This is a genomic window from Paenibacillus apiarius (assembly GCF_017052585.1).
Taxonomy (GTDB): Bacteria; Bacillota; Bacilli; order Paenibacillales; family Paenibacillaceae; genus Paenibacillus_B; species Paenibacillus_B apiarius.
Genome location: NZ_JAFFHZ010000001.1, coordinates 3,776,215 through 3,801,233, shown reverse-complemented (window position 1 = coordinate 3,801,233; position 25,019 = coordinate 3,776,215). Strand labels below are relative to the sequence as shown.

The following is a 25,019-nucleotide window of genomic DNA, read 5'->3' as shown; positions in this document are numbered from 1 at the left end:
GTAGAGGTAGATTAGTCGAGCAAAGAAATAGGCAACTTACACATTTACTTGTTATCTATTAAGAGTAACGCAAGTCAGCATGAAATTCATCATATTCGGCAATAGCCCCATGAAAATTTTGTGACCGTCATCAATCGGCTAGCTCCTAAAGCAATAGATAGTGGTTAAAAAGAGGCGGGTGCCTTCCAGAAAGGAAGCATCCGCCTCATAGCGCCATCGTATTATGCCAGGTTGCTGCCGCACTTTAACGCCATCGCAATGTTGCGCGCCGTCCGCTCCATATTGGGTGCTGCTCTATGCAACGCATCTTCAAGTGTGCATACTCCGGGCACGATCGGGAACACCATATCGATGCCATGCTCATGCACGACTTCATGCCTATCCGCCAGCGAGCCCGCGATGCCAATGACAGGCACCCCGTATCGCTTGGCCGTCTTGGCCACTCCCATTGGCGTTTTGCCAAAAATCGTCTGACTATCGATTCGGCCTTCACCCGTAATGACGAGATCCGCATCCTTCACATGCGAAGCAAGTCCAGTCGCTTCGATGACGATGTCAACGCCCCGCTTCAGCTCAGCGTCCAAGAAAGCGAGCACGCCCGCGCCAAGCCCGCCGGCAGCTCCTGCGCCGGGCATCCGTTCCACGTCGCTGCCCAAGCACTCCTTAATCATGGCCGCATAATGCACGAGATTGCCGTCGAGCTGACGCACCATGTCCGGCCCGGCCCCTTTCTGGGGGCCGAATACAGCCGAGGCGCCCCTCTCTCCGGTCAGCGGGTTATCCACATCGCACGCTGCCACGAATGTAACCCGCTTAAGCCGCGGATCGGCCTCGGTCATCTCGATGCGGGCAATGCGATGCAGTTCTCCGCCGCCATGTCCAATCTCCGAGCCGTCTGCGTCAAGCAGCCGCACCCCGAGCGCCTGTGCCATGCCTGCGCCGCCATCATTCGTGGCGCTGCCGCCAAGCCCGAGAATAATCGTGCTGACGCCTTCGTTCAGCGCCGATACAATGAGCTCGCCCGTGCCGCGCGTCGTCGTCACGAGCGGATTGCGCAGGTCTTGCGGCACCAGCGCCAGACCCGATGCCGCCGCCATCTCGATAATCGCCGTCTTCCCGTCGCCAAGCATGCCGTAGAACGCTTTCACAGGCGTGCCGAGCGGTCCCGTCACTTCACAGTGAATCAATCGCCCGCCTGTCGCATCCACCAAGGACTGTACCGTGCCTTCCCCGCCGTCAGCCATCGGCACGTTTACCATTTCCGCATCGGGAAACACCTTGCGCCATCCCTTCTCTATGGCATGACATGCCTCTAATGCGGATAAGCTCTCTTTAAATGAGTCTGGAGCAATAACAACCTTCATTCTCTCCACTCCCTCTCTATCAACCTTTATAGACACATGGCCGAATCTTGTTACAAGAACCAACCGAACACGCCGAACACCAATGTCGATACAATGGCCAAGACAAAACCGATTAATGTTTCATACGGAATAAGGCGCAACCGCTCCTTCATCGCCATATTGACGCTTCCGCCCGTTGCGTGGAAGAAGCTGCCGTGCGGCATATGGTCGAAGACGGTCGCCCCGGCGTGAATCATCGCCGCAGCGCCCAAGGAAGCGACGCCAAGCTCCATAATCGTTGAGCCGAACACCGAGCTCGCTACCGCAGTTCCTGCCGTCGTCGAAGCCGTGGCCAAGGACATTAACGCACCGCTTATCGGCGCAAGCAAGTAAGCCGGCAAGCCGGAAGAAGCCAGACTGTCGATAATAACGTTTTTCAATTGGGAATTGGAAATAATTCCTGCGAGCGTGCCCGTACCGAGCAGCATAACAGCCACGCCAGTCATTTTGCCTAAGCCCGATATCGCATATTGGTTAATCTGTTTGATACGGCCCATGCACAAGGCGCCAACGAAGCCGCCTACCGGCAAAGCGATAATCGGGTCGATGACCACACCCGCCAACGGACGGAGCGCCAATAGCGCAATCGCCGTTATCGGAGCCATCATCGCTGCCAGGAAGCTTGGAAGCTGCTGTTCTCCATCGTCCACGCTTTCCTGTGCCATAATCTTCGTGCCCTTATTGGCCAACCGTTTCGCAATCATATAAGTGACAAAAAGGCCCAGCAGCGCCGGTATAATCCCTGCCATCATCATCGATGTCAGCGGAATGTTGAACGCTTCCGCCGCCGAAATCGCGTTCGGATTCGGCGACATAATGTTCCCGGCTTTCCCGCCGCCAATCATGGCGAGCAGTATCGCCATACGGGACAAGTCAGCGCGCTGCGCAATCGCCAGCGCTATCGGCGCCACCGTTATGACCGCGACGTCGATGAATACGCCGACCGCCGTCAGCACCATCGTCGCAAACGCCAATGCGAACAGAGCGCGCGTCTCGCCAACCTTCCGGACTAATGTTTCGGCAATCGTCTTCGCCCCGCCCGACTCAATCAGTACGCCGGCAAGCACGCCGGCTGCCAAGATGCGCAGCACGGCCGGAATCATGCCCTTCGCGCCATCCATCATCAAGTTTACGGAATCAACCAGTCCGATTCCGCCGACAACCCCGCCAGCCAGCGCGCCAATCATCATGCCATAGGCCGGAGGGACCTTACGCAATATGAGCACAATAGCTACGACCAATGCCGTCAAAGCACCGAGTACAGATACAGATACGTCCATAGTTCAAACCCCCTAAGGTGTTGTAGCAATTCGTTGTACTATTACTGTACCTGTAATTTGAAAGCGCTTCATCATGCATAAAAATGAAATACAGCGCTTTAATGAACGTGTTTTTTGTTCAAATGCACAATTCAAATATGTTTCTTCCATACGTTATCCGTTTCCGGGTCCTTCTCTGCCAGAGCGCTCAACCAGCGGGCCGTCATCAGCGTATATAAGTCGCGAAAATGCTTTGGATCCTTGCCTGTCACATCGTGAATGCGCTGCAGGCGGTAGCGAAGCGTATTGCGGTGAATCGCCAACCGCTCTGCTACACGCTGCTGCTCGCCGTTCTCCTCATAATAAGCCTGCAGCGTCTGCTGCAGCTCCCCGCTCTTATCCTCCTGCGCAAACCGCCGCCACAGCCAATGCAGCTCTTCCGCCACCCAAGATGGCTTCACATTGGCAGCTACCGTCTCGTTCGGCATATCTTCACCATAATATACGGTCTGCTCCGGGAGAATCGCTTGTCCTGCCCGCATCGTATCTTGCGCGGATCGGTATGACGCAATTAATCCGTCGATGCCGGAATAAGCTTTGCCAACGGCGATGCAAAGCGGCGCGATCTGCTTCTCCTCCAGCAGCCTGCGAATGTGCCGGATGCCTTCGCATATATCCGTGTTCGGCTCTCGCGGATGGAGATGGGGCTTGAACACCACGATTTGACGCGTATTGCGAATGGCAATTAAGTCGATGGTTGGCCGCCCCTCCAGTAATTCGACCACCCGCTTGAGCGTAGGCAACGAATCGGCGTTTTGCGTGCCTGTCAGCTCCATTAGGCACGCGACCCGCGCCTTATCCGGATTGAAGCCAATCCGTTCCGCTTGGAGGCGCAGCGTGGCAATATCCTTTCCGTCCGCATGAATGACAGAGAGAAGAAAATCTTCCTTCATCCGCTTGTCCCATTGGGCTTTTTCCAACAGATCGGCTTGCTCTAAATACATTTCCGCCGTCATTTTCACCAGCTCGCCGTACTTGGTCACCTCGTTCGGATCGCCTGTAATGCCAATGACCCCGACGACTTCGCCTTGAAATTTGATAGCCAAATTCGTGCCGGGCAGCACCCCTTGAAGCTTGCGTGCGCTTTCCTCGTCAATTTCGAAGCGTCCCTTCCGCTCAATCGCGATGAGTGCCCCTTCATGCTTCTGATATAAGCGCGAGCGGTCGCCGGAACCGATAATTCGCCCTCTTTCATCCATGACGTTCACGTTATAATGAATAACCTGCATGGTCCGAGTTACAATTTCCTGCGCCAATTCTTTCGTCAGTCGGCTCATCCTTGTCTACCACCTGTCTATATCGATAACGATATGAAAAAAACGCCCTCCATCCGATAAGCTCGACGACTCGCGTCCTTACCAAGATAGGGGCATTAAGCTTCAGATTACATTATATACACCCTTATTAGAGGTTGTTCAAAAAGTCATCTTTTAAACACGCACGAAAAGAAGTTGTCATTCCGGCTTACATCATCTGCCTATATTGGCCCGTATCGGGTCGAGTCCGCCAGATACATTCATAATGTTGCCGGTTATAAAATCCGATCGCTGCTCGCACAGAAATCGAATCACCCGGGTTACATCCTCACCGGTGCCCGGACGGCCACGCGGCGTTTCCTCGTCCTTAACGTCCTGCACTTCATCGATGCGCCGTTCTTTGTTGTCACCGCGGATATCTCCAGGACAAATCATATTTACCGTAATGCCATGCGGGGCTTCCTCCACGGCAAGCGTCTTCGTAAAGGAGACGAGCCCGACCTTGGCCGCAGCATATACGGCGCGATGCGGCCACGAGCGCGCTTCTCCGGCATGGCCAAAACCGTAATGAATGATTCGTCCCCAGCCTTTGCGCCGCATCGAATCAAGCAGCAGATGATCGAGCAGCATAACGCCCGTCAAGTTCCCGTTTAACAAATACAAAATCTCTTCTTCCGTATAATCGGCAAACAAACGACGCTCCCGAACGAACGGCCCGGCATTGTTCACGACAATGTCGGCGGGTCCCATCTCTTCCTTCATCGTCTGCACCAACCGTTTAATATCGTCCATTTGCGAAATATCGGCTTGAATGGCAGCGCACCGGACACCCTTCGCTTCAATATCCCGCTTCAGCTCCGCCGCTTCCTGCGCACTATGCACGTAGTTCAAGACGATATCGTGTCCGGCATCGGCTAACGTCATGGCCGCCATCTTGCCTAGGCCCTTGGCGCTCCCCGTAACCAGAGCAATCTTACGCTGTTGTTCCAACGTCGCAATCCTCCTCCCGGCGCTTCAAAGAACATCCATGTCCAGTATAGATGATTTGCAAGGGGAGAACAACAGAACGAATTCTCCCTTTCCATCAGAAGATGCCATTCTGAATGAGGGGGAGAGTGTGGCCAAGGATGGAACGGGCATCCATTAACTTAATAGTAAAAAAGCCTTGGCGTTAAGGCTTCTCATCTTCCAATGAATATGCCATAAAACGCCAAGGCTATATAGATCTGTTCCATTGAACTGCAATCATTAGAACGCTGGAACGATCGCTCCTTTGTATTTGTCCTCGATGAATTTCTTCACATCGTCGGATTGCAGCGCGGCAACCAGCTTCTTAATTGCGTCGCTGTCTTTGTTATCTTCGCGGGCGGTCAAAATATTTGCATACGGAGAATCTTTATCTTCAATGAAGAGCGCATCCTTCGTCGGATTCAATTCAGCTTGCAGCGCATAGTTCGTGTTAATGAGCGCCATATCGACTTCATCCAAGGCGCGCGGCAGCATCGCGGCTTCCAGCTCTTTGAACTTCAGATTTTTGGGATTGTCTGCAATGTCGCGAGCCGTTGCTTCGAGACCTGTGCCCTCTTTTAGCTTAATGATGCCTTGTTTCTCTAACAGAAGCAAGGAGCGTCCGCCGTTCGTCGCATCGTTAGGAATGGCAACTGTCGCACCATCCTGCAATTCATCGATGGATTTTATTTTTTTGGAATACGCGCCGAATGGCTCCACATGCACGTTGCCAACGCTCACCAGCTTGTAGCCCTTCGTATTCACTTCGTTGTCCATGTATGGCTTATGCTGGAAGAAGTTCGCATCAAGCTGCTTCTCATGCACCTGCACGTTCGGTTGAACATAATCGGTAAACTCTTTAATTTCCAGATCAATGCCCTGATCCTTCAACAGCGGCTTAATATGATTCAAAATTTCTGCGTGCGGAACCGGAGTTGCGCCGACGACCAGCTTCGTCGTTTCACCGCTTGCATTGCCTGAGGCATTTGTTCCATCGTTGTCTGCCGCCGGCTTGCTACCGCATGCGGCCAGCACCAATACTAACGTTAAGAGAGTCAATACATAAGTCCACTTTTTCATGCCAACATCTTCTCCTTCCAAACTGCCCCAATTGAATTTTTTTATATGTCGAAGCTCCGAAGAGCGGGCTTCCTAACCACTCAAGACCGCATTATTTACGGGTATACTTGCGTACCAACGCGTCGCCAATCCACTGCAGCACCTGCACAAGCAGCACCATTACGACAATCGATACAATCATCACTTCGAACTCGTACCGGTGATAACCATAGCGAATGGCCAGATCACCCAGACCGCCGCCGCCGATAAGCCCGGACATCGCCGTATAAGTGACCAGTGTAACCGCCGTAATCGTCGTGCCCGCGATAAGTCCAGGCATCGCTTCAGGAAGCAATACCTTGCGCACAATCTGCCATGTGGACGCCCCCATCGCTTGCGCTGCCTCGATAACGCCGCGATCCACTTCTCGCAGCGACGTTTCGACCAGACGGGCGAAAAACGGAGCTGCCGCGATGACAAGCGGCGGTATCGTACCTTCCACACCGATAGAGGTTCCCATAATCACCCGGGTGAGCGGAATGATGGCAATCATCAAAATAACAAACGGTACCGATCGCAAAATATTGACGATAAAGGACAACATCGCGTACACCGTTTTGGCCGCCGCCCCACTGGATTTGCCCGTCAAGTAAAGCAGTACGCCGAGCGGAAGACCGATAATGAAGGTGAACAATACGGAAAAGAGCATCATCAGGAACGTATCGGTCGTGGCCGTGCTCACTTCTTCCCAGTTCACTGTAGAGAAATCAAGCTTCATTATGCAATCACCTCCACTTCCAATCCTTTATCGCGCAATGACAGGAGCGACTGTTCCACAGCCGTCTTTTCTCCATCAAGTCTTACGACCAGTTGGCCATACGGAACATCCTTCATGCGAGAGATCGTCCCTTGCAAAATGGCGAAGCTGACACCGGCAGCGGTCAATACTTGATGAAGCACCGGCGCATATGTCACGTCTCCCAAATAATCGATCTTCACCACGCGGGAATGTTCGGTCGCCTGCGTTTTGAAGGCTGCCCAAGGCTGCAGATCCGCATCGTTGCGCTCTTCCAATATGAACTCGCGCGTCACCGGATGCTGCGGCTTCAGAAATACGTCGATAACCTTGCCCTGTTCCGCAATTTCACCGGCATGAATGACGGCAACACGGTCGCATATGGCTTGGATGACGTGCATTTCATGCGTAATAAGCACAATCGTAATACCGAACTTGCGGTTAATATCGAGCAGCAGATCAAGAATCGCGTTCGTCGTCTGCGGATCGAGCGCCGATGTCGCTTCATCGCAGAGCAGTACCTTCGGATCGTTAGCCAAAGCTCGCGCGATGCCGACCCGCTGCTTCTGTCCGCCGGATAATTGCGCCGGGTATTTATTGCGGTGCTCCTCCAATCCGACGAGACGGATTAGATCGTCCACCTTTGCCTTCACTTTTTCTTTCGGTGTATGTGCAAGCTGCAGCGGAAAGGCGATGTTGTCAAATACCGTCGCAGACGACAGTAGATTAAAATGCTGAAAAATCATGCCAATCTTGCGGCGCTGCTGCTGCAGCCCTCCCTGGGTCAGCTTTGTCAGCTCGACGCCGTCAACGGTTACGGTGCCGGATGTCGGCTGTTCCAGCAGGTTAATGCTGCGCAGCAAAGTACTCTTGCCTGCCCCGGAGTGGCCGATAATGCCGAAAATCTCGCCCTCTGCCACCGTCAGGCTCACATCGTTCAGCGCCAGCGGTCCGCTTGCTTTGCCCTTCGCATTATATTGTTTGCTTATATGTTCCAAACGAATCAATGGAATCGTCACCTTCCTTTATGCATCGCGTATGCAAATGGCATACGAGTTATTTGGCTCCCGCTTATTTATAATCGGATAGCCCATGAATGTATTATACAGAATAATATAATATAAAAAGCCCCCTCTTGGCAGATGCCAAAAGGGGGCTACGTCGATTCGCTGTCTCTGCGGTTGAAACTGGCGGTTGTTCGCAACTCTCCCTTTTCTTATCTGCCAGAACCGTCACGTTCTGAAGGAATTAGCACCATTGACATCTTGCAAACATATAACGCGCGAGCGTCATATTGACCGGGTTGCAAGATCGGTTGCCGGGCTTCACAGGGCCTGTCCCTCCGCCACTCTTGATAAGAAAACGGTTATGAAATTTAAATTGAGTATAATTCAGCATTTGAAAGTTGTCAATTAACTTTTTTTCCCTTACGTTTCATTTTTCCAGCTTGCACAGTTCTTCAAACACGATCAGCAGCGTCTCGCATGCCATATGGAATCCATCCTGCAAGTCCTGCAGATTCGCATGGATATCCTCCAGCTTGATTTTATCGCTTAGGCTGCGATGCCGCTGCCATAAATCATCCTGCATTTCCGCATTCATATGGTGAATCTCCGTATTGCGCCGCTTGCGGAGACGCTGGAGAGCATCTCCATGCTGCTCCTTCAGGGCGGTTAACCGTTCGGCCAAGCGCGGATGGCTGTTTTTGAACCGGATTTGCCGCAGAACCGTGAAATAAGAGAAGCGTTGCTTCACCTTCTCGGTCTCCAATCGCAGCACCGTGTTCACAAGTGTGCCGAGCTTGTCCAAGATGGAGAAGACCCGAATAAAGCCGTTTTTGTAAAAATAGACGTGCCGATAGTAATCATCCAGCTCCTCATCGTCCATCTCGGCTTGATATCGCTTCGTTACGCGATCCGCAAACTTATCGGAAGCATAAACGCTCTGTTCCAGCTCATCCAAGGATGTCTTCAACCCGACGGTCCAGATTTCAATTTTGCGCCAATAGTGCTCCGGATCGCCATGCTTGTCCATATGCTTGCGCACAACGTTCAAGTAGCGCTCCAGCACCGCCATGGCTTCCTTCAATTCTCCTTCGTCCTGACGGGGCGGGTCTCCGAACAGAATCCGCAGCATGGAACTCCTCCTTGTCGATACTAGCACTTGAATGGATCCGCGATTATAAGAGGCCTCTTCACCAACCGCTTATAATCCGTTCGGGAAATAGTCTTTCCAACGTTGGTCAACCTGTTGCACGATATCTTCACGCGGGAACAATTCGTCCGGATAGCCCGGCTTCATGCGCGCATCGATAACAATCGGTAATTTATAGGAAAGATGGTGATTACGGACTTCCATTCCGGCGTATATATCAGATGCAGGGTTAAAACGCGTAAATACCGTCCACAAAAACGAAAGCTGCCCATTCGCGACTTGGGCGTCATCCACCAAAAAGACAAGCGGCCATTTCGTCTCTTTCTCCGTAAGGCGCGCCAATACGCGTTCCGCCAGTCGCGGCTCTTCTTCATATGAAGCGCCGGCTGCCGTCAAGCAGCCGCGGCAAAAGACGGCGACATCATGAATCTCGGCAATCTCGCCCTCCTCATACGTATGCGGCAGTTCCCGCACCGGATCGCCTACGCCGAGCATAATGCCCTTGCTGCCGTGATTCAGCTTATGCCCGGTATAATCGAGCGTGTCATGCGACGTATTATTTATCACATATAGATCGGTCTCTGGCTTGAACCGCTCCAGCACCGCTTCCGTCAGCTCCGCAAAGTTCTCCAAGTCCACGGGCTGATCCGTCAGCAGGAGGAACTTCGTCAAGCTGAGCTGGCCTTCGCCGAGAATGCGGAAGCCGGACAGAAGCGCTTCACGCGAATAGCTTTCGCGCACGACGGCGGCGGCCAAGGAATGGACGCCCGTTTCCGGATACGGATGCACTTTGCGCACAGTCGGCATGACGAGCGGGAACGCCGGGGACAGGAGCCTTACCAAATACTCGCCCAAGTAATAGTCCTCTTGACGCGGCTTGCCCACGACCGTCGCCGGATAGATTGCATCCTTGCGGTGATACATCTGCTTCACGTTGAGCACCGGGAACTCGTGCGCCCATGAATAATAGCCGTAATGGTCCCCGAACGGCCCCTCCATGCGGCGGACGTGCGGCGGCACGTAGCCTTGAATGACGAATTCCGCTTCTGCCGGTATACGGTGCCCTTCAAAGCCGCTGTCTACAACCGGGAGCCGTTCGCCCATCACGAACGAGGCCATCAGCAGCTCGGGCAGCTTCTCCGGGAGCGGCGCAATAGCTGCCGCAATGAGTGCCGGCGGGCCGCCGACAAGCACCGAGACTGGAAGCGCTTCATTGCGCAATTCCGCTTCATGATGATGAAAACCGCCGCCCTTTTGAATTTGCCAGTGCATGCCGGTCGTCTCTTCATCGTATATTTGAATCCGATACATGCCGAGGTTATGATCGCTTCCTTTATGTAAAGGATGCTCGGTATAGACGAGCGGAAGCGTAATGAACGGGCCGCCGTCCAACTGCCAGCTCGTCAAGGCCGGAAGACCTTGCATCGGCTTATCCGTGCGCTTCACTTCCATAATAGGAGCTTGCGTCGGCGCAACGTCCTTCATGCCCACCTTCGCCAAGCCCAGCAGGTCCTTCACCAAGCCGCGTTCTTCCCATAGCTTCTTCGGCGACGGCGGCATCAAGCGGTGAATCGCCTCGATACATTTGTTCGCAAATTGTTCGGGACGAGGTCCGAACGCAAGATCGACCCGTCGCATCGTTCCGAACAGATTGGTCGCGACCGCAAAAGGGCTGCCCTTCACATTTGTAAATAAAAGGGCAGGACCGCCTTCTGCGATAACGCGTCTGTGAATTTCGGCAATCTCTAAATACGGATCGACTTCCGTTTCGATCACCGCCAAGTCGTTCTCTCGCTTTAGCGTGTGGATGAAATCACGAATATTAGAAAAAGACAATACAAGCCCTCCTTGAAAGTTCCATCATCGTTTGAGTTGACGTTCTTACAAAATGATTACATGTTTCCTCTATAAGTATATCTGTTTTTCATCCGAACCTAAAGCATGCCGGATAGACAACTTACGACATTGTAAGCTAGACGTAAGTTGATTCCATGGTACCTGTCGTCCGTCTCCGATACAATAAAGACATCAAATGAAATGCGAAACCCAATTGAGGAGGTAGATGTTCATGAAAAACAATCAAATGGCATTACGCAAGCCTTGGAATGTACGTTGGCTAGCCGCAGCCAAAGCCGCTGCTTCGGTGGTCCTGTTCGGCACGCATGCCAATGATGCCCGCAAAATCCAAGAAGGAGCGTAAACACGAAATGACTGAAGCATCACATAACGATTCATTTTCCAACAAAAGAAGCAGCTCGCTTGAACCGCGCTAACCGGAAAAACTTCCGACCAACGTCAAGTGAACTGCTTCTTTTTCATATTATAATTCGTGAACCTTGCGATCGTGGATGTATGTAAGACTTCTACTTCTAAGCTGCCAGACGCGAATGCTCATGTGGCACAGGACACTGAACAGACCGCTGATAAGCGTCGTATGCAGCAGGCTTGCCACCAGGAACAGGTTGGCATCCAGCATGGCAAGGACCACAAATGCCCCGCTGATGATTTGCGCCGCACAGAGCGCAACAGCCCAAATGCCGCACAGTTGAATCTCCCGGTTATCCTTATGATTATGGTAGGCAAAATGAGCCATTACCGCAACGACAATAAGCAGCAGCGCCGCCGCTACACGATGCCAAAACGCAATCGCCGTGCCCCCTGTCAAATCAGGTATCCATTCCCCGTTGCAGAGCGGCCAGCCCATGCAGCCCCCCGACGAATCGGTATGCCGTACGAATGCGCCTACATAGATGACGATATAGGTATAAAGCAAAGTAAACCAGACCCCATATCGAAATTCCGCACGAATCGGGCGGCCCTGAGCCGCTTGCACTGCTCTTCCCCGTTCGTATCGCCGCAGCACGACGCAAAGCAGGAAGGAAGAAGCAAAGGCAAGCAAAGAAATTCCGAAATGAAGCGCCATTACTGGCGGAGATTGGGTAAACACAACGGCCAGGGCGCCCATAATCGCTTGAATAACAGTAAATAATAGCGTAAGGAATGCGTAGCTTAATGCATCGCGCTTGTCCCTCGCTGCGCGCAGAACGAAGATGAACGAGGCCAAGACGAGCAGACCGACAATTCCGGTTACGAAACGGTGAGAATATTCAATCATGGATTCAATCGTGTAAGCGGGAACAAATTTGCCGTTGCAGAGCGGCCAATCCGAACCGCATCCCATTCCGGATCCCGTCTTCGTTACCAACGCTCCGTTCAGCACGACAATAAACATTCCGATGCACGTAGCATAAGCCAACTGTTTCATTCTACGGTAGATGTTCGAATTCACTAGTTTCACCTGACCCGTTGTTCATAATTGAAGTGGTTGTTCAAAAAGTCCCAATGAGTTCTGCAACCTTCTTGGTGCTGAAAAGTTGTCTTTTTGAACACATAAAAAAAGTCGTTCTTTGCAAAAAAAAAAGAAAAGTGTTCCAGTCCGTCTCCCATTATACAAGATTTTCTAAATGAATGTACGGCTAAATTGTGACAAATATTACACTCAGCAGGGTTCAATCGCCTTCTAGCTTCTGCAAACAAAAAAATCCGCCCCAAATGGGACGGATACGCTTTCCTATCCTGTTATATCGCTTCGGACACCGCAATGGCCCGATCTGCGAACTGCTCGATTTCCGGTCGTGTCTTGCGCAGCTTGTTGACGAATCGAATCGTTTCCTTCCCGTCTTTAAAAGCAACGAAGCTCGGAATGCCCAAAATATGATATTCCTGCGCTACATCGAGGAGCTGCTCTGCATCAACCTCGACGAAAGTCGCTTTGCCATCATATTGCGCTTCGAGCTCTGGCATGAACGGATCGATGAAATGGCAATCCGGGCACCAAGAGGTCTTAAATACTGCAATGACTGTCTGAGGTTGAGCGATTACTTCCTGAAACCGTTCGACCGCTTGTATTTTTTCCATAGCGCTTCACTCCCTACTTTTTTCTGTTCAACATATAACAAATGGCCTGTGAAAAGTCAAATACGATAATGTACGGCCTCGCTTGAATTTGGACATACTGAGAAGGAAATGCATTAAAACTGTAATTTTTCAGCAGCTTTAGCACTTGCCCACTTTACCAAAAGGAGGCTTCCCGATGCTTTCCAATCTGTCCAAACGGTGGCGGTACGCGGTTCAGCTGATGCGTCAAGCAGTCGGCACGGCTTACGATGCCATGCGTACACAATGGGCTGAACTGCATAATCGGGTGAGGCACATGCGGGAGAGCCAGACGATGATATGGAATCGTGCCGCGGCAAAGCGCACGGAGGAGCATGCGAACCGCATTCTGCTGGAACGTCAGCGGCAACAGTTCGTCAGCGGCAACAGAACAGCGGCTTCTTCTTTATCCGCTGAGGACACGATGCTGCTGCGCCACATCCGGAACTCCGTTCGCATGGCGAACCGGAATAACGTTACCCGTACGGCAGCTTATGGGCGCATCTATCAGGCATATCCGGAATTGCATTGGGCCTTCCTTGCCCATATGGTATCGCGCAACAGCGGTTGGAACATGACCGATCTGCAGGGCGAGTGGCTGCCTCGAATTATGAGCGCGAAGCACCGCCAGTGGACGTACCGCTTCCTTGAGCGAGCCAATGCGCTTATTTTTCACGATGCGTATCCGCAGCTCTTGCTGTATGCAGCAAGCCGCCGCGAAGGCAAAAGCCTGTTTCACTTGCTGCCTGCATTTGGCGTATCCGCCTTCATGACACCATTCTGGGATAGCTTCTGGGTTCAGCCGAACAGCTCGCTTTTAACGACAGCCCTTATCATCAATGAACAAAATGTTATCGAAGGCAGAGTCGTGCAGCATTCGGATTATCGGGAACACGTTATTGATAAATGGGACTTCCGTTTACATGGATGGATGCAGATGAATCAAGTCATCTATCCTCTCGGCATCCCGTCGTCGCAAGAACGCGAGGCCGTGCCGCTAGTCGGCTTGAACCTTGAAAATTTCTCTGATTTGAATGAGCGGATTGCTTTCGGCCGCAAGCTGTACGCCTTGTTATTCCATACTCCTGAAATTTACGGAGGCGCCTTGCGCTATATGCGTGCTGTGCCGCATACCGGATCACGCTCCGATTACTGGCCGCATATATTTTCGATAAAAGCATCGGTGCCGGAACATGCCACGCTGCCGATCGCTCACCGCGCGTATAGCCCCAGCCTTACCGATGTATGGCAGGACGAGCCCTATGCTCCAATCGAACCCGGCGATTGGTTCGTCGATGATCGGATGCTGAAGCATCTGCAGCCGGCACGCCCTCCTCTGAACGCGGATATGAGCTTGCCGCATGATCGGATGTGGAAGGAAACGGCCTCGCTGGCCGGATTCATTCAGCCAAGCTAAGAAGCTCTGCATTCGTGACTTTCACGAAAGAAACACCTTATCCTTATTGCCCTTGTTAATCCGAGCAAGGGCTTTGTACGGCAATGCCGTCAAGTCCTGCCAAAAGCGCGTGAGCAACATGATCCAACTGCAAAAGTACATTTCACTTTTGCACAATCCCATAAATAATGGTAAATCATTTAATTTAACTGTACAATTCAGACTGTTGAAAAATCGGTTTAAGCGGCAGAATTTAGAGCTAAAGGTTTCGATAAGTTCCTTAATTTGGTTAAAACAACAGGTGGAGTCTTTTGCTTCTGCCCACCTCCGACCTTTTGGGCCAGGTACCTGGCAATCTTTTTTACATTCTGGGCTATTGCGGTCATGAAAGCTTGTTCCTGCGTTTTAGCTCTCCCGCGGAACTTGCAGCGACGATATCCATGAAGCTCTTTTGCATCTGCAAAGCTTCGTTCTATCGTTTGAGGACGCAACTTATAGGCCGCCTCTCCGGAATGGGTTTTCCGGTACTGAGCGACCTTCTCTTTACTCTCTTCCCATATATGTCGTTCGATCTTACGTTGGTGGTTGGCCGATTTCGTACACTGATTGAGCAGGGGGCAGTTTGCACACTCCTGGGCATTTGACGTGTATTCCCGATACCCTTGTCGATTGGTAGTCGTATACATTAGCATTTTTCCTGCAGGACACAGGTAGCCATTTTCTTCCGCATGGTAGATAAACTGTTTCTTCGGAAAAATGTCAGGGGGCGTTGGAGCATTGCGTTCCGCGATAGCCGCAGCGATCTCTAGCTTTAGCGTCTGATCGCATATGTAAGGCGTCATGTACCCCGAATCCAGCGCGACGGCTTCCAGCGTCGATTGAAATGCAAAGGTTTGGATTTGTCGCTTGAGGCGTTCCACGTAGACGGCAGCGTCATTAACATGGCCAGGTGTCACATGGACATCGGTGATAATGTTATATTTATGGTCGACGGTGCGATGGTCGAGATAACAGAATGCCTCCGGTTTACCGCTTCGTTTCATCAGTCCGCACTCGGGATCGGTTTGACTTACTTTACGTGGTTTTTCCTCCCCGGAAGGCTTCCGGGGAGGAAGGGGCTTTTTTCCGTGGCTCTCTCGATCCTCGTTGATGGCCTTCTCTAATTCTTTTAGATAGTCATGAGGGGTCTCTTCGAGAACCTGCATCGTGTAGCGATTATTGTTAGCGTTGGCTCGAATATGAGTCGAATCGGTCACCAAGAGACGACCATCCACCATCTTATGGTTGATCGCCAGATGTACCATTTCATCAAAAATCTCTTGAAAGAGATTCGTATCTTTAAACCGATTATTCCGGTTCCAACTGATCGTCGAGTGATCGGGGACGCGATCGGAGAAACGCAGGCCAAGGAACCAGCGATAAGCAGCATTCGGAATGATTTCTTGCTCCAATTGACGTTCAGAGCGTATGCCGTACAAATATCCGATGAGCATCATTTTAAATAATACAACGGGGTCTAAGGCCGGTCGTCCCTTGGTTTCGCTATAGTAAGGCCGAACTTTTTCCCTGATAAAAGAGAAATCCACATATTTATCGATAAGGCGTAGCAGATGATCTTGAGGTACCAATAAATCCATGCAAATAAGTTCCATTTCATTATGAGCTTTGTTTTCGGACTGCTTGCTATTCAACAAGATCACCACACGCCTCTCATCCAAATTAATTACTGATATTGTATCATACTAATGCGTTAGTGCACCGAAAAACACGGCTTTTTTCAACAGTCTGACAATTGCAGTTCGCCCCCTCTTTTCTTTCCTGTTTCTTAGGTTGAGCCTTATATTATTTTAATAACTAATAGTAAGTCCTAATATATATTTAAATTGCTTACTATAAGTATGTATTCTAAAAGACCACATGTAAGCACTGTGAAGTTTGCAAGCACCCGAAGAAGGAGGAATGGCTTAATTGGCTCAAATCAAGATCGTTTCCGACTTTGTATGCCCGTTTTGTTTTCTGGGAGAGAAGACAGTCGAAGAAACCTTCCAGCCTAATGAAATCGAGTGGATTCCATTTGAACTGCGGCCGGAAGGCAGCGTGCCGCTTGATCCGAACAGCGCGTATGTGCAGCAATCAATGAAGCAAAGCGTTTTGCCTATTGCCGAGCGATTGGGGATAGAGATCCGTCTGCCGGACATTTCACCTATTCCTCGCACCCGTTTGGCCCACATCGGCTTCTACTATGCTAAGGAGCACGGCAAGGGCAATGACTACTTCATCGCTGTCTTTAAAGCGTACTGGCAACAGGGACGCGATATTTCCCAGTCTGGCGTGCTTGCCCAAGTGGCGGAGCACATCGGTCTGGATACCCAAGCATTCCTGTCGGCGCTGCAAGACGAGCGCTACGCCAAGCTGCACGAAGAAGGACTCCGCCAGACAGACAGCGTAAGAGCGGTTCCGACGTTCTTCGTCGGTGACCGGGTGCTGCAAGGAATCCAATCCAAAGAATCCTTGGAGCTCGCACGGGACGAGGATGCACGGAAGGTTGCGTCTGATCCGGATGCTTCCGGGGCCGCCTCCTGCTCGATTGACGGCTGCGGTTGCTAACAATGGCTTGACATGAGAAAAAGGATCTTGCGCCGACGCTTCACGAACGGGTCAAGGTCCTTTTCTCATTCCTGTCGATATGCTGCGCCTTACCTGAACAATTCTGCTGCCATCGTCGTCAGTTGAGGATCGATACGGGGCTGAACGTCCATTTGCGCGATAATATGCTCTTCTATATCAATGCCTTGCGCTACTTCGATGAGCTCCAATTCTCCGCGGCTTAACCGGAATACGGCGCGCTCCGTCACATACAGAACCTCAATGCCGCGCGACGCCGCATATGCGGCATTGAACGTCAGGTGCTCCACCTGCCGCACGAACTTGCGGTGCCGGCCTTCGCGAACAATGCGCAAGCCGCCGTCTGCGAATTCCACCTGCATGCCGCCGGCCGTAAATGTCGAGCAGAACACCAGCTTCTTCGCGTTCTGGCTTATGTTGATGAAGCCGCCGCAGCCAGTTAGCTTGCCGCCATAGCGGCTCACGTTCACGTTGCCCTGCGCGTCTGCCTCCGCCATGCCGAGGCAAGCCACGTCCAGGCCGCCGCCGTCGAAGAAGTCGAACTGCGACGGCTGGTCAATGATGGCTTCGGGGTGCGCGGATGCGCCGAAGCTGAGGCCCCGCGCCGGAGTGCCGCCGATGGGTCCAGATTCGAGCAGCAGCGTCAGATCGCCGCGTCCGGCCTCCCAAGCGGCGTAACCGACGCCTTCGGGAAGGCCGATGCCAAGATTCACCACGCTATGCGGGGGAATCTCTTGCAAGGCGCGGCGGGCAATGACGAGGCGCTCGTCCCTGTCCATAGGAGGCAGCTCTGCCCGGGATGCACTGTCACCGCCCGCATATGCCGGGTTATAGTGTTCGGCGAACGTCATCGCATGCTCTTCAGGCTCCGCCAGCACGACGGCATCCACGAACACCCCCGGAATGATGACCCGCTTCGGATCAAGCGAGCCGGCCGGCACTTTGCGCTCGACCTGGGCGATGACCAGCCCGCCGCTGTTGCGTGCCGCTTGGGCGAGCGCCAGCATTTCCAGCGTTACGGCTTCTCGTTCCATCGAGATATTGCCGCGCTCGTCCGCCGTCGTGCCGCGCAGCAAGGCCGTGTGAATCGGGAAGGCCCGGTACAGTAGCTGTTCACGTCCGCCGAGCTGAACAAGCTCGACCAACTCTTCCCTTGTCACTTCATTCAGCTTGCCTCCTTCCGCGCGCGGATCGACGAACGTGTGCAGGCCGACATGCGTGACCGTTCCGCAGCGTCCGGCAGCGATATCGCGATACAAATGCACGATTACGCCTTGGGGGATATTATAAGCCTCAATCCGGTTGGCAAGCGCTAAAACGCCAAGGCGCGGAGCCAAGCCCCAATGGCCGCCGATAACGCGCTTCACCAGCCCCTCATAGGCCAGATGGTTCGCGCCGCGCGCCACCCCGTCGCCTTGACCTGCCGCGTAGACGATCGTCAGTGCAGATGGCGCTGCATCCGTCAAGTAACGCCGCTCCAGCGCCGCCGTTAGCGCTTCTGGATTCGCACAGCCGGCGAATCCCCCTATCCCGACCGTCGTCCCGTCGGCGATGAGGCGCACCGCTTCGTGCGCGTTCATAAAGCGGACGCCTTGCCACGGCGCCCGTGTCTTCGGCATAATAGGAACACCGTTCAAATAGATAGCCCTCCGTTCACTTCAATGACGGCGCCGTTAATATAATTCGCCGCGTCGGATGCCAGGAACAGATAGGCCTGAGCCACATCCTCCGGCCGTCCCAGACGTCGCAAAGGCACTTTGTCCCGCATGCCGCCGACGATCTTCTCCGGCATCTTCGCCACCATCTCCGTCGCAATAAATCCCGGCGCGACCGCATTGACGCAGATGCCTTTATATCCGAGCTCACGCGCCCACGTCTTCGTCATTCCGATGACGCCCGCCTTGGTCGCGGCATAATTGGTCTGCCCGATGTTGCCCTGCACGCCGACGATGGAGGACGTGTTAATGATCTTGCCCCGCCCTCGGTCCGCCATGTAGGGCGCGGCATGGCGGGTGCAGTAGAACACTCCGTTCAGATTCACATCGATCACATCTTGCCATTGTTCCGGCGACATCTTCATCAGCATCGCATCGCGGGTAATGCCCGCGTTATTGATCAGCACATCAATCGCACCGAAGCGCTCCATCGTCTTCTCCATGAGCTGCTGTGCGCTCATCGGCTCCGCTACATTGCATGTAACGAAGATCGCACGCTCCGCCGCAGACGGTCCAAGCCCATTGAGCACCCGCAGCCCTGCCTCTTCATTGAAATCCGCAATGACGACATTCGCTTCTGCCTCCATGAACAGCCGTACAGCGGCTTCACCAATGCCATTTGCTCCGCCCGTAATAATTACCGTCTTTCCGGTAAGCTTCATGATAATCCTCCTATCTGCTTGTCTGGCTATCTGCCGTCAACCTGCATTCGTCAGGAAGGCATTAATGGCGCTGAATCGATACCTCCGACGACAAGAACGCTTCCACCGCTTGCAGCAGCTGCGGCAAATCATCGACGAGCGGGGAATGCCCGCAATCCTGCAGCGAGATGAACTGCGCGATAGCTCCCAAGTCTGCCAGCGTCTCCGCCGCCATCGCTTCGCTGATGACCATGTCCCGTTCTCCGCGCAGCACAAGCGTTGGCGCTGCAATGCGTTGTACCGCGCCGCTCCCCGCTGCTGCCTCATTGTCGAACACACTGATATTGAATGCATTCAGCGCATAATACACATCCATCAAGTTGCGCTGGGTCAGGATGTCATCGATATACGCTTCATAGCGGGCTTCATCCGGGCGGTTCCGGTCATAGATGACCGCCTCGTACAGCTGCTTCATGAAGGCTCGGTCTTCCCGGGCATTCGCCTCCCGTACCGCTTGATTGCGCGGCAACGCTTCAATGCCTTCATAGGTCGCAATCCGCTTAGTCACGTCTGGCAGCCCGTTCTCGCCATTATCATAGAATGGATACCCGCGCGTGGATACCGAAGCCAGCAAAATCAGCTTCGTGACCGCCTCAGGCCAGTCCGCAGCCAGTTCCATCGCGACGCCGCCGCCCGTGGACCATCCCATGACGGCGAACTGTTTCAGTCCGATCGCCTGGGCAAAAAGCTTCACATCTTCGGAAAATTGGCGCAAAGCACGGATCGGCTGATGATACGTCGAGATGCCGAATCCCCGCAAATCAATCGCATACACCTTATAACGCGCATCCAGATGCTCCAGGACCACATCCCAATGATAAGAAGAATTCATGTTGCCATGAATGAGCAGGATAACCTCGTCCCCGCCTTCGCGTTCGCGATACCCGAGCGTTTCCCCGTTCGGCAGCAGCACCGATTTCAACTCTGCCTTCATTAGACTCCTCCCCATTTCAAAGTGAGCGCCCCCCATGCGTAGCCGATGCCTGCCGCGGCCAGCACCACTATGCTTCCCGGACGAATCAGCCCTTGCTTCACACCTAACTCTATGCAAATCATCGGGTCAAATTGACCGATATGTCCGAATTCATCCAAATATACCGACCTTCGGCCTGGAATGCCTAACGCCCGGAGTACCGCTTCATGCGCGGAGCGCTTCATATGAAGCAGGCCGATAAAGTCAATCTGGTCCAGACTATAGCCGCTGTCCCGTACCGAGCGTTCCACCACTTCGGCGAAGCGGTCCATCGATACGGCGTCCAACCGGCTTTTCATGCGTTCGGGGTCGGGCACGCGGAATCGCGGCTCCCCTTGCGCGATAAGATCCGCCGTTAGCGGCTGCTTGGTCCCGCCCGCCGCGATGATGACATCCTCGGCGAACGATCCGTCCGTTATAATCGACGTCTCCAACACTTTAGGATAAGCGGCGCCCGCCTCGCTCCCCCGGCGCAATATCATCGCCCCGCCGCCGGCGCCGAGATTGACCATGAAGCGCGTATGCGGATCGGACATATCAATCAGATCGCCATTGCGGTACCCGCCCGCGAGCAGAACGGTCGAAATGCGCGCATCGCCCAGCATCATCGCCTTCGCCGTCTTCACGGCCATCAGTGTCGTGCAGCAGCGGGACGCCAGATCGAAGCCCCAAGCATTGACGGCTCCGATATCGTGCTGGAGCTTAAGAGCAGCCGTCCACACCGGATACTCTTTATGCTCTTCACCGATATAAATGACGAGATCGATCTCGCCGGGATCGATGCCCGCCCGTTCCAGCGCTTGCCGTGCCGCGCGCGCTCCCATCGCGCACGGATGATCGTCCGGTCCGGGAACCGGTTTTTCCTTAATGCCAAGCTTCGTCTCAACGATCTCCCGCGGTATGCCTGAAGCCTGTGCAATATCCGCGCTCGTCATCCGTCCTTCCGGCACGCAGATCCCTGTTGACAGCAGACGAACAGCAGCCTCCGCTGCATTTGCGTTAACGTTCATGTGACTCTATCCCCCGTTTCATCCGCTGCTGCATGAAGACCACCGCATCCTCCCATGAAGCGACCGTCATCTCTTCCTGGCCTTGAACATAAGTGACGCGTATGCGCCAAGCGTCGCACACGGCTTCATCGTGGTGCGCCTGGCAGCGGATGACGAACGAACCGACAGTCGTTCCGCATTCCAATACGCCACCTGGCCCTCCGTGGAGACTGCATGCGTTCTCCTGCTCATGCTGGCCGTATGCTTCCTTCCTGCCGCCCGCCGTCATCCCGTTTCCTCCTTTCGCAGCGCATTGGATTCAGCCTCCGGCTGCCGCTCAAGCCGGCGTCCTCTGCGCTTCAGCCACCAGAGTCGCAGCGTGCCGACAATCCCGGCTGGGAACAGCAGCACGACCACAATGTACAATAAGCCAAAAAAGATAATCCATCGTTCAAAAATCGGATGGAACTTGGCCAATTCCGATAATCCATGATGCGCCCATTCAATGATGGAAGCCCCGAGAATTGCGCCATATAGTGTCCCCACCCCGCCAATAATCGTCATTAACAAAGCATTCAGCGTCATATCCATCCCAAAGACGGTCGTATTGACAAAACGCAATGTCAGCACATAGAGAGAACCGCTTATACTGGCCGCCATACCCGCAACGATGGTGGCAAACACTTTATAGTGCACGATTTCATAACCGAGCGACTCCGTCCGCTGCTCATTTTCGCGAATGGCCAGCAGCACCCGGCCGACCGGAGAGTGCGTAAATCGGCGCAACAGCAAGAACATGGCAACCATGACCGCCAGCGCGGTGAAATACAGGACGGTCCGATCCTTCATGACGGACGGTATCGGAAACGTAAAGCCGTCATTGCCGTTCGTCAGCGAACGCCATTTTTCCGCCAGCACTAACAGCAGTCCCGAGAACGCGAGTGTCAGCATCGCATAAAAGTGACTTTTCAGCCGCAAGGTGAGCATGCCTACAATATAACTGAGCAACGCGGATAACAGCACGCCTGCCAAAGCGGACAAGAGAAGCGTTCCGATGGAAGCGCCGAGGCGTTCGAGCATAATCCCGCTCGTATAGGCCCCGATTCCGAAAAACATGCAATGTCCGAACGATACGATGCCGGTAAATCCGAGCAAGATGTCATAGCTCATCGCAAAGACAGCGAAAATGCATATTTGCGTCATCAAAATAAGAAAGCTGCGCGAATCATTTACAAATGGCAGCGCCGCCAGACCAGCAACAAAGACAACGAACCATATCGTTCCGATTTTTGACGTTCCCATCCCGCTCACCCCTTTGCCCCGAACAAACCGGACGGCTTAATGAGCAGCACGATGACCATAAGCAGCATGTTCGCGGCAAGCGACAACTCCGGCACGTAATAAGCCATAAACGCTCCTGACAAACCAACGAGCAGCGCCGCAAACGCGGAGCCCTGAATGCTTCCCATGCCGCCGATGACGACGACGATAAAGGCCAGAATGGCGAACTGCATGCCCATTTCTGCGAAAATAACACCCGAATACGGTGCGAGAAGCGCGCCGCCAAGCGCTGCCAAGCCGGCACCCGCCATGAATACCAGCGTAAAAATTCGGCTGATCGGAATGCCCAGCGCCTGCACCATCTCGGGATTCATGACGCCGGCACGCACGATGAGACCGATTTTCGTCCGTTTTAACACAAACAGCAATCCGCCAAATACAAACGCTCCAATACAAATGATGAACAACCGATATTTAATTAAAATGACGCCGCCCACCTCCCAGCTGCCATTCAATAACGGAGGAACGTCTGCCTTGAGAGGGTTCGGGCCGAACGCTACCTTCAGCAGTTCGCTTAAGACGAGCATCGCGCCTAACGTCACGAGAATTTGCGGGATGTGATTGCCGTATACAGGCCGAATGATGAGCCGCTCCATCACGAGACCGAGCAGCATGCCGATGGCGACGGCCCCTATAATGGCAACGAAGAATGAACCCGTCGCAGCATACAGCCACACCCCTCCATAAGCTCCCCAAGCGAACAATCCGCCATGGGCGAAATTCAGCACGCTCATCAGCCCGAAGATGAGCGTAAGTCCCGACGCCAGCAGGAAGATGAGCATCCCCGTCGCCAGCCCGTTTACGAGCAAGTTGATGATGCCATTCAATATTTGTGTCCCTCCGTTCCACGGGCCAGCTATGCGATGCCCAAATATTTGCGTCTTGTCGCTTCATCCTGCCGCAATTCCGCCATCGTCCCTTCGGAAACGATGCGTCCTTCATCCATCATGTAGTACCGATGTCCGATGCGGCTTGCCATCATGAAATTCTGTTCCACCAAGAGCACGGTCGTCTTCGCTTTCATCTGCTCAATGGCCAGCATCAGCTTCTCCACCATAATCGGAGCCAGCCCCTTGCTCGGCTCATCGATGAGCAGCAGCCGATTATCGTTCACATAAGCCCGGGAAATGGCCAGCATCTGCTTTTGCCCCCCGCTTAACAGCCCGCTCTTGCGCCCCCAGAACTTGCGCAAATCCGGAAACAGCTCCAGCACCCATTCCAGCCGCGCCTTCGTGTCGTCGTCGTTTTTCCTCATCGCAATGCGCATCGTTTCCCCTACGGTCAAATCTGGAAAGATCCCTTGGTCCTCTGGAACATATCCGATACCTTGACGTGATATCCGATGTGTCGGAAGCGTTTCCACCCGTTCGCCTTGAAAGCGGATTTCTCCCTTGGATACCGGATTCAGCCCCATGATGGAGCGGAGGGTCGTCGTCTTGCCCGCGCCGTTCCGTCCAAGCAGCACCGTAATTTCCCCTGGCTCCACCTCGAAGGTAACGCCTTGTAAAATATGAAATTGTCCAATATGCGTCTCAATCCCCTGCACTTGCAACATCGTACAGCCCTCCCAAATAAGCCGCTTGAACCGTCTCGTTGTTCATAATGACTTCTGGGCGTCCGTCCGCCAGCAGCTTGCCATTGAATAGCACTGCGATGGAATCGGATAAATCCAGCACCATATCCATCTTGTGTTCAATCAGCACGATCGTGCGATTTCCTTCTTCCTTCATCTTGCGGATGACTTCAAGAATGGCTGGCACTTCTTCAATGGAAATTCCGGCCGTCGGCTCGTCAAGCAGCAGCAGATCCGGCTGCAGCGCAAGCAGCATCGCCAGCTCCAGCTTGCGCTTCTCCCCATGAGCGAGGTAAGTAGCCAATACGCCGCTCCGGTTGCCAAGCAGCACCGTATCAAGCCAATGCTTCGCTTCCTCTTCGAACCTGCGGTACGCTTTCGCCGAAGCATGCCAGTTCAAGCGGACACCCTGCTGCGACTGAACGGCTAAGCGCACATTTTCGAGCACGGTCAAGTTGGGGAATACATTCGTAATCTGAAAGGAACGCCCCATTCCCAAACGCGTGCGCTGAAACGGAGCAAGCGGCGTAACGTCCTGACCTTTGAAACGCACGTATCCGGCCGTCGGTCGCAGCTGCCCGCTGAGCAGATTGAATAGAGTCGTCTTGCCTGCGCCGTTCGGTCCGATAATGGACTTGAAGCGGTTGCGCTCTACCTTCAAGCTTACTTCTTGAACGGCCACATGACCGCCGAATGCAATCGTGAGCCCTTCGGTTTCCAATATCATGTCATCTGCTTGATCCGTTGCCGTCCCACTCATGATCCCACCTCCTGA

At 53.4% G+C, this 25,019-nt stretch carries 23 protein-coding genes, 1 pseudogene and 1 riboswitch; of the genes and pseudogenes, 3 read left to right on the top strand and 21 right to left on the bottom strand.

Annotated features, from left to right (window positions below; all coding sequences use genetic code 11):
• Positions 1-221: 221 nt before the first annotated feature.
• The 9 genes from JSQ80_RS17020 to JSQ80_RS16980 form a co-directional block, all read right to left on the bottom strand.
• Positions 222-1,364 carry a glycerate kinase gene (locus tag JSQ80_RS17020; protein WP_206096100.1) on the bottom strand — a complete coding sequence of 381 codons (1,143 nt, stop codon included), beginning with the start codon at positions 1,362-1,364 and terminating at the stop codon, positions 222-224.
• 50 nt (positions 1,365-1,414) lie between these two features.
• On the bottom strand, positions 1,415-2,683 hold the full coding sequence (locus JSQ80_RS17015) for a GntP family permease (RefSeq protein WP_087435940.1): 1,269 nt from the start codon (positions 2,681-2,683) through the stop codon (positions 1,415-1,417).
• A 131-nt stretch (positions 2,684-2,814) separates the two neighbouring features.
• Positions 2,815-3,999, bottom strand: coding sequence for a sugar diacid recognition domain-containing protein (locus JSQ80_RS17010; protein WP_206096099.1), 1,185 nt, complete (start codon positions 3,997-3,999; stop codon positions 2,815-2,817).
• A gap of 192 nt (positions 4,000-4,191) precedes the next feature.
• Positions 4,192-4,968 carry an SDR family oxidoreductase gene (locus JSQ80_RS17005; RefSeq protein WP_087435938.1) on the bottom strand — a complete coding sequence of 259 codons (777 nt, stop codon included), beginning with the start codon at positions 4,966-4,968 and terminating at the stop codon, positions 4,192-4,194.
• 258 nt (positions 4,969-5,226) lie between these two features.
• Positions 5,227-6,066 (bottom strand): MetQ/NlpA family ABC transporter substrate-binding protein, encoded by an 840-nt coding sequence (locus JSQ80_RS17000; protein WP_206096098.1) that lies wholly within the window; start codon positions 6,064-6,066, stop codon positions 5,227-5,229.
• 91 nt (positions 6,067-6,157) lie between these two features.
• Positions 6,158-6,826, bottom strand: coding sequence for a methionine ABC transporter permease (locus JSQ80_RS16995; protein ID WP_176392970.1), 669 nt, complete (start codon positions 6,824-6,826; stop codon positions 6,158-6,160).
• Positions 6,823-7,848 carry a methionine ABC transporter ATP-binding protein gene (locus JSQ80_RS16990; protein ID WP_272491137.1) on the bottom strand — a complete coding sequence of 342 codons (1,026 nt, stop codon included), beginning with the start codon at positions 7,846-7,848 and terminating at the stop codon, positions 6,823-6,825. Before JSQ80_RS16990 ends, JSQ80_RS16995 begins: the two co-directional genes overlap by 4 nt.
• A 206-nt stretch (positions 7,849-8,054) precedes the next feature.
• Positions 8,055-8,202, bottom strand: a riboswitch (SAM riboswitch).
• 73 nt (positions 8,203-8,275) lie between these two features.
• Positions 8,276-8,977, bottom strand: coding sequence for a Cthe_2314 family HEPN domain-containing protein (locus JSQ80_RS16985; protein WP_206096097.1), 702 nt, complete (start codon positions 8,975-8,977; stop codon positions 8,276-8,278).
• A gap of 69 nt (positions 8,978-9,046) precedes the next feature.
• Positions 9,047-10,831 carry a UbiD family decarboxylase gene (locus JSQ80_RS16980; protein WP_206096096.1) on the bottom strand — a complete coding sequence of 595 codons (1,785 nt, stop codon included), beginning with the start codon at positions 10,829-10,831 and terminating at the stop codon, positions 9,047-9,049.
• A gap of 232 nt (positions 10,832-11,063) precedes the next feature.
• On the opposite strand from JSQ80_RS16980, the gene JSQ80_RS29530 reads away from it, so the two are divergent.
• Positions 11,064-11,195: a hypothetical protein gene (locus JSQ80_RS29530; RefSeq protein WP_254912332.1), complete on the top strand. Its 132-nt coding sequence runs from the start codon at positions 11,064-11,066 to the stop codon at positions 11,193-11,195.
• Between the two features lie 120 nt (positions 11,196-11,315).
• On the opposite strand, the gene JSQ80_RS16975 is transcribed toward JSQ80_RS29530, so the two are convergent.
• Together JSQ80_RS16975 and JSQ80_RS16970 are read right to left on the bottom strand one after the other, a co-directional pair.
• Complete coding sequence (locus JSQ80_RS16975) at positions 11,316-12,260, bottom strand: COX15/CtaA family protein (RefSeq protein ID WP_206097639.1); 945 nt, start codon at positions 12,258-12,260, stop codon at positions 11,316-11,318.
• A gap of 314 nt (positions 12,261-12,574) precedes the next feature.
• Positions 12,575-12,913, bottom strand: coding sequence for a thioredoxin family protein (locus JSQ80_RS16970; protein ID WP_087435931.1), 339 nt, complete (start codon positions 12,911-12,913; stop codon positions 12,575-12,577).
• Between the two features lie 175 nt (positions 12,914-13,088).
• Between JSQ80_RS16970 and JSQ80_RS16965 the strand changes: the two genes are divergently transcribed.
• A complete protein-coding gene (locus JSQ80_RS16965; RefSeq protein ID WP_206096095.1) occupies positions 13,089-14,348 on the top strand; it encodes a DUF2515 family protein in 1,260 nt (419 codons plus the stop codon).
• A 311-nt stretch (positions 14,349-14,659) separates the two neighbouring features.
• On the opposite strand, the pseudogene JSQ80_RS16960 reads toward JSQ80_RS16965, so the two are convergent.
• A pseudogene (locus JSQ80_RS16960) lies at positions 14,660-16,021 on the bottom strand (IS1182 family transposase); the annotation flags it as partial.
• Between the two features lie 274 nt (positions 16,022-16,295).
• Here JSQ80_RS16960 and JSQ80_RS16955 point away from each other — a divergent pair.
• Positions 16,296-16,934 carry a DsbA family oxidoreductase gene (locus JSQ80_RS16955; protein WP_206096094.1) on the top strand — a complete coding sequence of 213 codons (639 nt, stop codon included), beginning with the start codon at positions 16,296-16,298 and terminating at the stop codon, positions 16,932-16,934.
• A gap of 89 nt (positions 16,935-17,023) precedes the next feature.
• On the opposite strand, the gene JSQ80_RS16950 is transcribed toward JSQ80_RS16955, so the two are convergent.
• The 9 genes from JSQ80_RS16950 to JSQ80_RS16910 form a co-directional block, all read right to left on the bottom strand.
• Positions 17,024-18,589 carry an acyl CoA:acetate/3-ketoacid CoA transferase gene (locus JSQ80_RS16950; protein WP_206096093.1) on the bottom strand — a complete coding sequence of 522 codons (1,566 nt, stop codon included), beginning with the start codon at positions 18,587-18,589 and terminating at the stop codon, positions 17,024-17,026.
• Positions 18,586-19,329, bottom strand: coding sequence for a 3-oxoacyl-ACP reductase FabG (gene fabG, locus JSQ80_RS16945; RefSeq protein WP_206096092.1), 744 nt, complete (start codon positions 19,327-19,329; stop codon positions 18,586-18,588). Before fabG ends, JSQ80_RS16950 begins: the two co-directional genes overlap by 4 nt.
• 61 nt (positions 19,330-19,390) lie before the next feature.
• On the bottom strand, positions 19,391-20,302 hold the full coding sequence (gene phaZ / locus JSQ80_RS16940; protein ID WP_087435926.1) for an intracellular short-chain-length polyhydroxyalkanoate depolymerase: 912 nt from the start codon (positions 20,300-20,302) through the stop codon (positions 19,391-19,393).
• Positions 20,302-21,351 carry a 3-oxoacyl-ACP synthase gene (locus JSQ80_RS16935; protein WP_087435925.1) on the bottom strand — a complete coding sequence of 350 codons (1,050 nt, stop codon included), beginning with the start codon at positions 21,349-21,351 and terminating at the stop codon, positions 20,302-20,304. The genes phaZ and JSQ80_RS16935 overlap by 1 nt, the downstream gene beginning before the upstream one ends.
• The gene (locus JSQ80_RS16930) at positions 21,341-21,619 is read right to left on the bottom strand and encodes a hypothetical protein (protein ID WP_206096091.1); all 279 of its coding nucleotides are present in this window, start codon (positions 21,617-21,619) and stop codon (positions 21,341-21,343) included. Before JSQ80_RS16930 ends, JSQ80_RS16935 begins: the two co-directional genes overlap by 11 nt.
• Positions 21,616-22,632, bottom strand: a complete 1,017-nt coding sequence (locus JSQ80_RS16925) for a branched-chain amino acid ABC transporter permease (RefSeq protein WP_206096090.1) — start codon at positions 22,630-22,632, stop codon at positions 21,616-21,618. The genes JSQ80_RS16930 and JSQ80_RS16925 overlap by 4 nt, the downstream gene beginning before the upstream one ends.
• A 5-nt stretch (positions 22,633-22,637) precedes the next feature.
• Positions 22,638-23,498 carry a branched-chain amino acid ABC transporter permease gene (locus tag JSQ80_RS16920; RefSeq protein WP_206096089.1) on the bottom strand — a complete coding sequence of 287 codons (861 nt, stop codon included), beginning with the start codon at positions 23,496-23,498 and terminating at the stop codon, positions 22,638-22,640.
• Between the two features lie 29 nt (positions 23,499-23,527).
• Complete coding sequence (locus tag JSQ80_RS16915) at positions 23,528-24,226, bottom strand: ABC transporter ATP-binding protein (RefSeq protein WP_206096088.1); 699 nt, start codon at positions 24,224-24,226, stop codon at positions 23,528-23,530.
• Positions 24,204-25,004: an ABC transporter ATP-binding protein gene (locus tag JSQ80_RS16910; protein ID WP_206096087.1), complete on the bottom strand. Its 801-nt coding sequence runs from the start codon at positions 25,002-25,004 to the stop codon at positions 24,204-24,206. Before JSQ80_RS16910 ends, JSQ80_RS16915 begins: the two co-directional genes overlap by 23 nt.
• Positions 25,005-25,019: the final 15 nt, after the last annotated feature.

Bases quoted from the DNA above. Each gene is read 5' to 3' on its own strand.
- JSQ80_RS17020 (WP_206096100.1), bottom strand. From the start codon at position 1,364: ATGAAGGTTGTTATTGCTCCAGACTCATTTAAAGAGAGCTTATCCGCA.
- JSQ80_RS17015 (WP_087435940.1), bottom strand. From the start codon at position 2,683: ATGGACGTATCTGTATCTGTACTCGGTGCTTTGACGGCATTGGTCGTA.
- JSQ80_RS17010 (WP_206096099.1), bottom strand. From the start codon at position 3,999: ATGAGCCGACTGACGAAAGAATTGGCGCAGGAAATTGTAACTCGGACC.
- JSQ80_RS17000 (WP_206096098.1), bottom strand. From the start codon at position 6,066: ATGAAAAAGTGGACTTATGTATTGACTCTCTTAACGTTAGTATTGGTG.
- JSQ80_RS16985 (WP_206096097.1), bottom strand. From the start codon at position 8,977: ATGCTGCGGATTCTGTTCGGAGACCCGCCCCGTCAGGACGAAGGAGAA.
- JSQ80_RS29530 (WP_254912332.1), top strand. From the start codon at position 11,064: ATGAAAAACAATCAAATGGCATTACGCAAGCCTTGGAATGTACGTTGG.
- JSQ80_RS16975 (WP_206097639.1), bottom strand. From the start codon at position 12,260: ATGAAACAGTTGGCTTATGCTACGTGCATCGGAATGTTTATTGTCGTG.
- JSQ80_RS16970 (WP_087435931.1), bottom strand. From the start codon at position 12,913: ATGGAAAAAATACAAGCGGTCGAACGGTTTCAGGAAGTAATCGCTCAA.
- JSQ80_RS16965 (WP_206096095.1), top strand. From the start codon at position 13,089: ATGCTTTCCAATCTGTCCAAACGGTGGCGGTACGCGGTTCAGCTGATG.
- fabG (WP_206096092.1), bottom strand. From the start codon at position 19,329: ATGAAGCTTACCGGAAAGACGGTAATTATTACGGGCGGAGCAAATGGC.
- phaZ (WP_087435926.1), bottom strand. From the start codon at position 20,302: ATGAAGGCAGAGTTGAAATCGGTGCTGCTGCCGAACGGGGAAACGCTC.
- JSQ80_RS16935 (WP_087435925.1), bottom strand. From the start codon at position 21,351: ATGAACGTTAACGCAAATGCAGCGGAGGCTGCTGTTCGTCTGCTGTCA.
- JSQ80_RS16930 (WP_206096091.1), bottom strand. From the start codon at position 21,619: ATGACGGCGGGCGGCAGGAAGGAAGCATACGGCCAGCATGAGCAGGAG.
- JSQ80_RS16925 (WP_206096090.1), bottom strand. From the start codon at position 22,632: ATGGGAACGTCAAAAATCGGAACGATATGGTTCGTTGTCTTTGTTGCT.
- JSQ80_RS16915 (WP_206096088.1), bottom strand. From the start codon at position 24,226: ATGTTGCAAGTGCAGGGGATTGAGACGCATATTGGACAATTTCATATT.
- JSQ80_RS16910 (WP_206096087.1), bottom strand. From the start codon at position 25,004: ATGAGTGGGACGGCAACGGATCAAGCAGATGACATGATATTGGAAACC.